Annotated in this window: 7 protein-coding genes; 1 reads left to right on the plus strand and 6 read right to left on the minus strand. The window is 74.1% G+C overall.

Going from position 1 to position 11,981, the window contains the following annotated elements; genetic code table 11:
- The first annotated feature begins 108 nt into the window (after nucleotides 1–108).
- A complete protein-coding gene (locus tag LCH29_RS26175) occupies nucleotides 109–1,053 on the plus strand; it encodes a hypothetical protein (protein ID WP_446464168.1) in 945 nt (314 codons plus the stop codon).
- A gap of 59 nt (nucleotides 1,054–1,112) precedes the next feature.
- Here the strand turns inward: LCH29_RS26175 and LCH29_RS26180 are convergent, their stop codons facing one another.
- The 6 genes from LCH29_RS26180 to LCH29_RS26205 form a co-directional block, all read right to left on the minus strand.
- Nucleotides 1,113–2,903, minus strand: coding sequence for a cell division protein PerM (locus LCH29_RS26180; protein WP_446464169.1), 1,791 nt, complete (start codon nucleotides 2,901–2,903; stop codon nucleotides 1,113–1,115).
- 202 nt (nucleotides 2,904–3,105) lie between these two features.
- The gene (gene sucD, locus LCH29_RS26185) at nucleotides 3,106–3,990 is read right to left on the minus strand and encodes a succinate--CoA ligase subunit alpha (RefSeq protein WP_123100670.1); all 885 of its coding nucleotides are present in this window, start codon (nucleotides 3,988–3,990) and stop codon (nucleotides 3,106–3,108) included.
- 21 nt (nucleotides 3,991–4,011) lie between these two features.
- A complete protein-coding gene (gene sucC, locus LCH29_RS26190; protein ID WP_446464170.1) occupies nucleotides 4,012–5,184 on the minus strand; it encodes an ADP-forming succinate--CoA ligase subunit beta in 1,173 nt (390 codons plus the stop codon).
- Nucleotides 5,185–7,125: 1,941 nt separating this feature from the next.
- Entirely contained in the window at nucleotides 7,126–8,067 is a 942-nt protein-coding gene (locus tag LCH29_RS26195) for a hypothetical protein (RefSeq protein WP_446464171.1), read from the minus strand.
- A gap of 162 nt (nucleotides 8,068–8,229) precedes the next feature.
- Nucleotides 8,230–9,462: a VWA domain-containing protein gene (locus tag LCH29_RS26200; protein WP_446464172.1), complete on the minus strand. Its 1,233-nt coding sequence runs from the start codon at nucleotides 9,460–9,462 to the stop codon at nucleotides 8,230–8,232.
- The gene (locus LCH29_RS26205) at nucleotides 9,459–11,972 is read right to left on the minus strand and encodes a DUF5682 family protein (RefSeq protein WP_446464252.1); all 2,514 of its coding nucleotides are present in this window, start codon (nucleotides 11,970–11,972) and stop codon (nucleotides 9,459–9,461) included. The genes LCH29_RS26200 and LCH29_RS26205 overlap by 4 nt, the downstream gene beginning before the upstream one ends.
- Nucleotides 11,973–11,981 lie beyond the last annotated feature (9 nt).

The raw sequence follows: 11,981 nt of genomic DNA on the forward strand, positions 1-11,981 counted from the left end.
GGTGTGCAGGACGACGACACAAGGGGAAGACACATTCCAGATGCCGGACCGACGCCGCCGCGCGGCTCATCGCCTCACTCCGACCCCCACCCGCACCGGGGGGCGGCGATGAGGCGCGCCCGCACGTCGCGTACGACGCCGCTGCTGCGCGAGCAGCAGTCACCGTCGTCCTCCTCGTCCCCCTCGCCCTCCTCCCCTCCGTCCGCCTCGTCCGGGGATCACCACGGCGAGGACCGGCACGAGGACAATCCGTTCGCCCCGCCGCCCGAGGGCAGGCCCGACCAGCCGTGGCAGCCCCGGCACCGGCCCGAGGACGGCGGCGGCAGCGGGGACGGCGGCTCACACGACGGCTCGCACGACGGCGGTAACGGCGGCGGGCAGGGTGCCGGACAGGGCGGCCAGGACGCGCAGGGCGACGGCCGGGACGATCAGCCGCAGCAGCCCCCGGCCTGGGGCAGCCAGTGGAGCAGCCGCCAGCCCGGCCGCCAGAGCGGCGGCTTCGGCACCGGCCCCGGCGGCACCCGCCCGTCCGGGCCCGGCGGCCAGGGCGGCGGCCCGGGCGGCCCGCGCGGCTGGGACCCCACCGACCCGGCCCAGCGGCGCGCGCGGTACGCCCTGCTGGCGGGCATGTGGGCGTTCTTCTTCGCCCTGTTCAGCCTGGCGCAGATCGCGCTGCTGCTCGGCGCGCTCGCCCTGTACTGGGGCATCAGCGCGCTGCGGGCCAAGCCGCGCCGTACCGCCACGGCCACGTCCGCCGCGGTGAGCGGCACCGGGAACGCACCGCTCAACGCCCCGCCCCCGCCGCCCGGCGCCACTCCGGCCCGGCTGCCCGCGCCCGGCTCCGGCTCGTCGAAGCCGCAGTCGACGGCGGCGATCAGCGGTCTGGTGACGGGCGGGCTCGCGCTCGCCATCGTGGCGGCGACGTTCAGCTTCCAGATCGTCTACAAGGACTACTACAGCTGCGTGGACGACGCCCTCACCCAGACCTCCCGGCACGCCTGCGAGAACCAGCTCCCCAAGGAGCTGCGGCCCCTCCTCAGCCCCGGCGAATAGCCCCCACGCGCGCCGCAGCCGCCCCACACGGGGGGCGGCTGCGGGGTCGTTCACGCGGTCTACCGGGTCTCCTCCGGGGCGTCGGGCTTGCGGTGCGGGGGCGGGGCCAGCGGGTCCACCACACCCATCGGGCCGGTCGCGCCCACCATGCCGCCCATGAAGTCGGCCATGGTGCCCGCGCCCATGCCGGTGCCGACCCCGGACCCGAGGTCCGGGCTCGTCGCCGGGTCCAGGGCGCGCTCCGGCGCGCGCTTCCGCTTGCCGCCGTGCCGCTTGCCGCGCTTCCGCGGGCTCGGCTTCAGCCACTGCCACCAGGGCTCGGCCATCGCCTTCCGCAGGTCGATCGGCTCCTCCACCGGTTCCGGCCTCGGCTCCAGCGCCACCCGGGCCAGCGCCTCCTCGTGGGCCGCCCGCTCCTTCGCCCGCGCCTCCGCCCGCGCCCGGGCCTTCGCCGCGCGGGCCGCCTTCCACTCCGCCCAGGTCGCCCGGCTGGGGACGTACAGCCGCACCCAGCGCACCACCAGCGCGCCGGGCACCGCGATCGGCCCGGTCCAGGCGAGCGTGGCCACGCCGGTGCGCCAGCCGTCGGGGCCGAGGTCGGCGAGGATCCCCACGCCCAGCGGCCCGCCCGACACGGCGGCCAGCAGCGCCATCGCGACCGAGCAGCCGATCGCTGCGAGCGCCGCCAGCACCGCGGTCTCGCCCCAGCCCCAGGCCGGGCGGGGCACGCCCGTGCCGGGCCGCCGGGCCGCCGCGACCGCCGTCAGCCAGGCCACCGACGCGCCCGCCAGGGACCCGGCCAGCCAGTTCAGCGGCCAGTGCGGGCCCTCCGCGGGCAGCGCCGCGACCAGGGGGAAGTGCGGCAGCTGGGGGTACGACGTGACGCCGAGCGGGGCGACCAGGCTGCCGCCCCCGGCCGCGAAACCGGCGCCGATGCCGTACGCCGCGCCCCACACGATGGCGTTCGGCAGCAGCGCCAGGCTCACCAGCAGCACCGCGAAGCGGCCCTGCCATACGTTGCTGAGCTGGAGGAACGCCAGCTGTACGGATCCGGTGTGGCTGAGCATCGAGACCCCGGTGAGCAGGGCGCCGCTGCCGAGCAGCACCAGGAGCCCACCGGCTCCGGCGCGGCACGCGGCGAGCAGCCGGCGCCGTCGGCACCAGCTGCCGCGCAGCCATGACGCGCAGGTGACGACGCCCGCCGCCACCCGCGCGGCGCCGGGGATCCGGCCCAGCGCGGCCTTCGCCCGCGCGGGCAGCCGCACCGGGAACCGGCCGTCGGCCACCCACACACCGAGGGCCGCGACGGCCACGGCGACGAGCGGCAGATGGATCACGGCGCTGAGCGGGTCGACGTGCAGCGGCCCGGCCGTGGCGTACAGCACGGCCGCCATGCCGACGAGCAGATAGCCGCCGCTCACCCAGCCGAAGGCGATGCGGGGGTCGACGACGGAGTCCTCGGGCACCCACTGCCCCTCGGCCTCCTCCGCCTGGCCCTGGTAGACCGCGTGCTGGGCGGCGCGGTAGAGCAGCCAGCAGGGCACCGCGCTGATGAGCAGCGGGGTCAGCCCGACGGGCGCCGGATGCCCGGTCAGCGTCTCGGTCCGTACGAGATCGGCGCCGTGCCCGAGGAGCCACAGGTCGGCGGCGACGTGCAGCGCCCCGTCAGGGCTGCTGTCGGGGGACGAGGAGGTGATCCACAGCAGCAGGACGACGACGGCGAGCGTGCCCAGCCCGAGCCCCGCGGCCACCACGCCGCCGAGGAACGCTTCCCTGGCGACGGAGGAGCGCTGGAGCGCGGCACTGCCGCGTGAGGACACCGATGGACTGCGATCGGTTGTTTGGGTCACGGGCCCATGCTGCCAATAACAGTCGTTTCATCCGTACATCAAGCGATTGGTCGCGTGTCGCACGTAATGGGCTTATGTACCTTTTGTGGAGCGGTGCCGTGCGGCCGCGGAAACGGCTCCGGGAACGCAAAAGGCGCGGGCCCGTACCACCCATCCGGGGGTACGGGCCCGCGTCCGCCTGTGACGGCGAGGCGCTGGGGCGTCAGCCGGCGAGCGCGGCGCGCGCCAGGCCCGCGGTCTCGGTCGGGGTCTTGCCGACCTTCACGCCCGCGGCCTCCAGGGCCTCCTTCTTCGCCTGGGCGGTGCCGGAGGAACCCGACACGATCGCACCGGCGTGGCCCATGGTCTTGCCCTCGGGCGCGGTGAAGCCCGCCACGTAGCCGACGACCGGCTTGGTGACGTTGGCCTTGATGAAGTCCGCGGCCCGCTCCTCGGCGTCGCCGCCGATCTCGCCGATCATCACGATCAGGTCGGTGTCGGGGTCGGCCTCGAAGGCGGCCAGCGCGTCGATGTGGGTGGTGCCGATGACCGGGTCACCGCCGATGCCGACGCAGGACGAGAAGCCGATGTCACGCAGCTCGTACATCATCTGGTAGGTCAGGGTGCCGGACTTCGACACCAGACCGATCCGGCCGGGCTTGGTGATGTCGGCCGGGATGATGCCCGCGTTCGACTGACCCGGCGTGATCAGACCCGGGCAGTTCGGGCCGATGATGCGGGTCTTGTTGCCCTTCTGACCGGCGTAGGCCCAGAAGTTGGCCGAGTCGTGAACGGCGATGCCCTCGGTGATCACCACGGCGAGCGGGATCTCGGCGTCGATCGCCTCGATGACCGCGTCCTTGGTGAACTTCTCCGGGACGAAGATGACCGTGACGTCGGCGCCGGTGGCCTCGATGGCCTCCTTGACGGAGCCGAAGACCGGAACCTCGTTGCCGTCGAAGTCAACGGTGGTGCCGGCCTTGCGCGGGTTCACGCCACCGACGATGTTGGTGCCCGAGGCGAGCATCCGACGGGTGTGCTTCTGACCCTCGGACCCGGTCATCCCCTGGACGATGACCTTGCTTTCCTTGGTGAGGAAGATAGCCATGGTTTCTGGTGACCTCGTCCCTTACTTCGCAGCCAGCTCGGCGGCACGCTCGGCCGCGCCGTCCATGGTGTCCACCTGCGATACGAGCGGGTGGTTGGCGTCGGTGAGGATCTTGCGACCCAGCTCCGCGTTGTTGCCGTCGAGACGCACGACGAGCGGCTTGCTGACGTCCTCGCCCTTGGACTTCAGCAGCTCCAGGGCCTGCACGATGCCGTTGGCGACGGCGTCGCAGGCGGTGATCCCGCCGAAGACGTTGACGAAGACGGACTTGACGTCCGGGTCGCCGAGGATGATCTCGAGACCGTTGGCCATCACCTCGGCGGAGGCGCCGCCACCGATGTCGAGGAAGTTGGCGGGCTTCACGTTGCCGTGGTTCTCACCGGCGTACGCGACGACGTCGAGGGTCGACATGACCAGACCCGCGCCGTTGCCGATGATGCCGACCTCGCCGTCGAGCTTGACGTAGTTGAGGCCCTTGGCCTTGGCGGCCGCCTCGAGGGGGTTGGCCGCGGCCTTGTCCTCGAGCGCCGCGTGCTCCGGCTGGCGGAACTCGGCGTTGGCGTCCAGCGTCACCTTGCCGTCGAGCGCGATGATCTTGCCGTCGCCGGTCTTGACCAGCGGGTTGACCTCGACGAGCAGGGCGTCTTCCTTGATGAAGACGGTCCACAGCTGCTGGAGGACGTCCGCCACCTGGTCGGCGATCTCGGCCGGGAACTTCGCCGCGGCGACGATCTCGGCGGCCTTCTCGGGGGTCACACCCTCGATGGCGTCCACCGGGATCTTGGCGAGCGCGTCGGGGTTCTGCTCCGCGACGACCTCGATCTCCACGCCACCCTCGACGGAGGCCATGGCGAGGAAGGTGCGGTTGGTGCGGTCCAGCAGGAAGGAGACGTAGTACTCCTCCTTGATGTCCGCGGTCTGGGCCAGCATCACCTTGTGGACCGTGTGGCCCTTGATGTCCATGCCCAGGATCTGGTTGGCCTTCTCCACGGCGTCGGCCGGGTCGGAGGCCAGCTTCACGCCGCCCGCCTTGCCGCGGCCACCGACCTTGACCTGCGCCTTGACGACCGCACGGCCGCCCAGTCGCTCGGCCACCTCGCGCGCCGCCTCAGGCGTGTTGATGACTTCACCGGCCAGCACCGGTACACCGTGCTTGGCGAAGAGGTCCCTCGCCTGGTACTCGAACAGGTCCACGCGCGTCCGTCCCTTTTCCATGGATATCGCGGTCGTTATCTGCGCGGGCGTGCCGCGCGATGGCCAGCGTGAGGACGCGATCTATAACGAGGGCGGCACACGTGCGCCGGGTACGCGGCATGTCCGTCTCGCAGGCTATAACCACGAGACGTGCCGCCCTAAATCGCAGATCACACTGGAGCGGTGATTACGGTCACAGATCGCGACCGTACGCACCTATCTCGCAACCGAAAGCGGGCAGTCCCCTCCCCAACGAGGACTGCCCGCTCTCGGCTAGTGCGCGGTGTTGCTGCTGCGTACGGCGGCGTCGGCGCGGCCGCCGTACGCGGCGGTCATACGGCCTCGGCCATCAGACGGCCGGGAGGGTGGCCGGAACCGTCGGCAGGTCGGTGGGCAGCTGGGCCGGNACCTGCGGCAGGTCCGCCGGAACCGTCGGCAGCTGGGCGGGGACCTGCGGCAGGTCGGCCGGGACGTTCGGCAGGTCGGTGGGCAGCTGGGCCGGNACCTGCGGCAGGTCGGTCGGCAGCTGGGCGGGGACCTGCGGNAGGTCGGCCGGGACGTTCGGCAGGTCGGTNGGCAGCTGGGCCGGNACCTGCGGCAGGTCCGCCGGAACCGTCGGCAGCTGGGCCGGGACCGCGGGCAGGGCCGGGAGCGCCGGGATGTTGGCGGCGTCGGTCAGGTCGACCGGGGCCACCGGGAGCAGGCTCTGCACACGGCCCACGGTGTTCACCGCGGTGCCCTCCACGTTCGTGGCCACGGAGCCGGTCAGGTCCAGCGCGAACGGAACGGTGTTGGTGGCCAGGTCGGCGGCGAACGGAACCGTGTTGTTGACGGTGTTCTGGGCGACCGGCACGGCGTTGGCCACGGTGCCCTGCACGAACGGCACGGCGTTGACGACGGTGTCCTGCGCGAACGGAAGCACGTTGCTGGCGGTGCCCAGGGTGTAGCCCTGCGCGCTGCCCGCCACGTAGGCGACGTACGGAACGGTCTTGTTCGCGGCGTCACCGGCCAGCACACCGGCGTCGTTCACGGTGCCCTGCGCGACCGGGACGACCTTGACCACGATGCGGTGCGCGACGGGCGGCAGCACGTCGTCGGCGATGCGGTTCACGACCGGCTTGGCGATGCCCACGGTGCCCTTGGCCTTGCCCGTCAGCTCCTCCGGACGGACGCCCGCGCCGGAGAGCGAGGCGAGCAGGTTGTCGGCGGCGCCGGGGGCGGCGGGCAGCTTCGGGGTGGCCGGGAGCTGGGCGGGCAGCTCGGCCGGGGCGCCCTTGACGGACGGCACCGGGGCGGCGTTCGGCAGCGAGGAGCCGTTGACGGGCAGCGAGCCCAGGCCCGGCAGGTGCGGAACGACGCCGGGGACCTCGCCGGTGGGCAGGTCGACGTCGGCGGCCTTCTGGACGGACTTCACGGCGTGGTGCGCCTTCTTGACGACCTTGCCCGGCTTGGCGGCGTCACCGTTCACACCGTCGAGCGCACCACCGGTCACGTCGCGGGTGGTCTTGGAAACGTCCGGCAGCTGGCCCTTGGCGGCGCCGTCGACGGTGTCCTCGGCGGTGCCGGTCACGCCGTCCACGGTCTTCTTCGCCGTGTCGTTCAGCTTGGACGTGTCGGCCGCGTCACCGGTCGCACCGTCAACCGTGTCGGTCACCTTGCCGGTGGTGTCCGTGACCTTGTCGGTCGTGTCGGTGACCTTGTCGGTGACGCCGTCCACCGTGCTGGAGACGCTGTCGGTGGAGGGGATGCTCGGGGCCTCGGTGGCACTGGCGGCGGCGGAGCCGAGGGCCCAGATCCCGGTGGCGGTGGCGGCGACGAGGATGGAACGGCGAATGTTGTTGCGCATGGTGGAGGAAGTCCTTCGAATTCAAGGGGGTTAGTGGAACGGGCAGACCTGACCCGCCCCCGCGCGGCAGGTCTTACAGACGGGGGAGGTCTGCCCTAGCCGGGGAATTCGAGGACTTCGTTGTACCGCTCGCGCGTCGGCGCGGAGCTGTCCGCACGGACCGCGCCGGGCGCGAGCCCGAAGTGCGCGGCGCCGGACGGCGGCAGAGCGGCGTGGGTGTTCCCGCCACGGGGAGCGCCGCTGTCGCCGGTGCACTGGGTGACGGTCCCGAGGGGGGACCGCGGGAGGGGCAGCGGCGCCGGGGAGCCATCGCCCTGGTCCGTGCCGTCGGCAACCCGGACGACGGTGCCATGACCGTGATCGGGGGAGTCGGCGGTACGGGGTGCGGCGGCGTCCGAGTCCGCCGCGTCCGGCCCCAGCGGGGCCGCGGCGGGCCGCGCCGAGTGCGGCAGGGCGTGGTTCGCGTCGGCGTCGTCCGCCGCCGGGCCGTGGCCCGAGGCGGCGTCGTGCGCACCGGGGACGTCGCCCAGGGCGCCGACACCGGCGTCGCCGACCTCGGACAGCCGCACCGGGAGGTGGGCGCCCGTGGCGTCCCTGACCAGGTCATCGACCGGATCGGTGACCTCTCGGGCCTGCCGCTCGACCGGCTCGCGCACCGGCTCCACGGTCTTGCGGACCGTGTCGGTGGCGGTGTGTGCCGTCTGGCGCGCCACGGTGTCGGCGGTCTCGACCGCCTTGGCCGGGGCCTTCTTGACTGCCGCCTTGGCCGGTGCCGCCTTGGCCGGTGCCGACCTGGCCGGTGTTGCCTTGGCCGGTGCCGCCTTGGCCGGAATGGCCTTCGCGGCCGACTTCGCGGCGGCTCGCGTGGAGTCGACCAGGTCCGATGCCTGGGCCTGGTGGCCCGTCACCGATCCGCTCGTCAGCTCGCCCCGCTCGGCCGCCTGGGCACTGCCGCCGAAGAGGAACGCGAGTGCCAGGAAGCCCCCGAGGAACAGCGCCGCCAGCAGCGCGCGCCGCGCGGCCACGGTGCGCGGCAAGCGCACAGTGGCAGGCACAGCGAACGCGACAGACAAAAGGGGCCTTCCCTGGTACGGACAGCAGGTGAAGCGCCAAACCGGACGGGTACATTCACGTCCTGGCGACGAGAGTGATCCTTGCACGACCCACAGGGGGCCGCGCAAGCCCCTGGCCAGGGATGCTCACTGATGCATCGCCATGTCCGGTATCGGCAGTTGGCGCCGCTCGATGGCCGCCGCCATCACCTCCGGGAAGAGATCGGGAGTGCAGGCGAAGGCAGGTGCGCCGAGCGCGGCGAGCGCCGCCGCGTGCTCCCGGTCGTAGCTCGGCGCCCCCTCGTCCGACAGCGCCAGCAGCGCCACGAACTGCACCCCGGACGCCTTCATCGCGGCGACCCGCCCCAGCATCTCGTCGCGTATGCCGCCCTCGTAGAGGTCGCTGATCAGCACGACGACGGTGTCCGCGGGCCGGGTGATCTGCGACTGGCAGTACGCCAGCGCGCGGTTGATGTCGGTGCCGCCGCCGAGCCGGGTGCCGAACAGGACGTCCACCGGATCGTCCAGCTCGTCGGTCAGGTCCACCACGGCGGTGTCGAAGACCACGAGCCGGGTGGCGATCGCCCGCATCGAGGCGAGGACGGCGCCGAAGACGGAGGCGTACACCACGGACGCGGCCATCGACCCCGACTGGTCGATGCACAGGATGACGTCCTTCTTCACCCCGCGCGCCGCCCGCCCGTAACCGACCAGCCGCTCGGGGACCACCGTGCGGTGCTCGAGGACGTAGTTCTTGAGGTTGGCACGGATGGTGCGGTTCCAGTCGATGTCCCGGTGGCGGGGGCGGCTGACCCGGGCGGAGCGGTCGAGCGCGCCGGTGAGGGTCGCGCGGGTGCGGGTCGCGAGCCGCTTCTCCAGCTCCTCGACGACCTTGCGGACGACGGCACGCGCCGTGGTCCTGGTCGTCTCCGGCATCGCCTTGTTGAGCGAGAGCAGGGTGCCCACCAGATGCACGTCCGCCTCCACGGCCTCCAGCATCTCGGGCTCCAGCAACAGCGCCGACAGGCCGAGCCGGTCGATGGCATCGCGCTGCATGACCTGGACGACGGAGGTGGGGAAGTACGTACGGATGTCACCGAGCCAGCGCGCCACTTGAGGCACGGAGCCGCCGAGCCCTGCCGACCGCGAGGCACCGCCGCCCGCCGGGCCGCCGCCGCTTCCGGCGGCGACGCCCGCGCCCCCGGGGCCGTCCCCGCCCCCGGATCCGTAGAGCGCTTCGAGAGTCTGGTCCATGGCGGCGTCGGTGCCGCTGAGGGAGTGGCCGGTGCCGTCGCCGCCCTCGCCGCCGAGCACCAGCCGCCAGCGCCGCAGCCGTTCGTCACCCGCGTCCGCACCGGTTTCCGTGCTGGTGTCCGTCATCGGGCCGCCTCCGCGGTGTCGTCGTGGTCAGGGGCAGGGTCCAGGCCGAGCAGCAGCCGCACGGTCGGTACGACGGCGGCCGCACGGTCCGCGTCGAGCCCGGGGCCGAAGCCGGGTGCGGCGGGCGCCGCGGGGGCCGCGCCCTCGCCGCCCCCGGCGCCCGGCTCACCGGCCGCGGGCCCGGGACCGCGGCGGGCCAGCTCGCCCAGGGTGCGGCGGACGCCGGTGTCGTAGGCGGAGAAGGTGCGCCGCAGCAGCGGCAGGACGTCCGTGAACGCCTCGGCGGGTACGGAGGTGAGCCAGCCGTCGACGAGGCCGAGCAGCCGTTCGTCGTGGACGAGCAGCATGCCGCCGCCCGCGTCGCCGCCGATGAACCCCTCGATCCAGGAGGCCGCCTCGGGTGGTGCGGTGCCGGGCGAGAGCGCGAGCCGCATCAGCCGGGCCGCCTCGTCCTCGGCGAGCCTCCCGTCGTCCAGCAGCAGGCGCGCGGCCCGGCCGCGGAGCAGCCCCGGTGTGGCGGGGGTGCCGTCCCGCCCGGCGATGGCGCGCAGCACGGCCGCCCAACGCGCCCGCAGCGAGTCGTCGGCCGACGGCGCGGAGGGCCCGGGTGGCGCGGACGGCGCGGACGGCCCGGACGGCCCGGACGGCCCGGACGGCCCGGACGGCCCGGACGGCCCGGACGGCGCGGAGGGCCCGGGTGGCGCGGACGGCTTGGGCTCCGGCAGGAGGCCGATCGCCCGGTGCACCGCCTCCAGGTGGCGGAGCATGTCGGCGGCGCCGTCCGCGTCGAGCCCCACGCAGGCGGGCGGCAGCCCGACCAGGATCCGCTCGGCCAGGCCCGCGGCGACCTCGCCGAGCGCCGCGGTGTCGGTGCCGCGCACGTCCCCGTACCGCACCGAGCGCACCAGGGCGGGCAGCGCCTGCGCGAGGTGACCCACGTCGGCAGTGAGCGCGGCGCGGTCGGCGAGCGCGCGCATCACCACGGGGAGGGCGTCGGGGAGCGCGGCCAGCAGACAGCGCTCGGCCAGCTCGGTGACCTCGGCGAGGGCCGTGGCGCCCAGCGCCTCGGACTCCGCCTTGACGGTGGCCGCCGACACCACGGTGGTGCCCCACACCCCCGCCTCCGCGACCCGCACCGCCAGCTCCGGCTCCCAGCGCAGCCGCCACGTCTCGCGGAACGTGCCGGTGCTGCCGCGCGAGGCCGCCGGGGTGCCCCAGCCGACCCCCAGCAGCCGCAGCCGGTGCAGCAGGCGGCTGCGCGCCGCGTCCATGTCCTTGCGCAGGTCCAGCTCCAGCTCCCGCTCCGCGGCCTCGGGCGCCAGCCGCAGCGAGCGCTGGGCGCGCCGCAGATCCTGTTGGAGCGGTACGGCGGGCGCCGACGCGGGGACCTCGCCCAGCACGTCCCCGACCACGAGCCGGTCCCGCACCAGCGCGATCGGCACGTCCGAGCCCTCGCACATGACGGCCCGCACGGCATCCGTCGTCTCGGCGAGCCCGGCGAGCGGGCGGCCGCGCAGGGCGGCGAGGGTTTCGGCGAGCCGCACGGCCTCGATGACGTGCGCGGACGACACCACGAAGTCCTCGTCCCGGAGCAGCCCGGCGACCTTGGTCAGCCAGCGCTCCAGGGGCCGGTCCGGCGCGTGGAAGAGATGGCTGTACCAGCCGGGCGAGGCGATCCCCGCCCCGTAACCGCTGTGCCGGGCCAGCCGCCGGTGCGTCCAGGGCACCCAGCTGATCTCGGCCTTGACCTTCGGCAGCCCCTTGAGCAGCTTCCGGTCGGCGGTCACCGTGGAACGGGCGGCCAGCGCCGGTACGTGCCAGGCCCCGCACACGACCGCGACCCGCTCCCCGAACTCCCGCCGCGCCGCGTGCATCCGCAGCCGCATATGGGCCTCCCGGACGGCGTCGTCCTCGTGCCCGCCGTGCCCGTACGCGGCCCGCAGCTCCCCCATGGCCTCGCCGACGGCGGCGAACGCCGCGGTCCCGCCGACGCTGCGGTGCTCGACGACGTCCTCCCACCAGCGCTCCGGGTCCTCGTACCCGGCCGCCTCGGCGAGGACGCCGAGCGGATCGACGCGCGCCCGCTCGGCATCCCCCGGCTCCCCGGGCTCCGGGGCGTCCGCGTCGCCCTTCGCGGTCATGGCCAGGGAGTTCGCGGCGGGGAGGTCGATGAACCGGACGGGCACCTCGCGGGCCAGCGCCCACTGGATGGCCGCCCACTCCGGCGAGAACCCGGCCAGCGGCCAGAACCCGGCGCGCCCCGGGTCGTTCGCCACGTGCGCGAGCAGCGCGACGGGCGGGCGCATGTCCTCGTCGGCGGCGAGGTGCACCAGCGCGTCCGCCTCCGGCGGTCCCTCGATGAGCACGACGCCGGGCTCGCACTCGTCGAGCGCCGCCCGCACGGCCCGCGCCGACCCGGGCCCGTGATGCCGCACCCCCAACAACACCGGCCACCCGGGCACGAGGACCCCAGCGGCCCCGGGCGCTTCCGCGGGCCCGCCCACCGGCATCGGCTCCGC

The organism is Streptomyces sp. BRA346 (assembly GCF_052851135.1).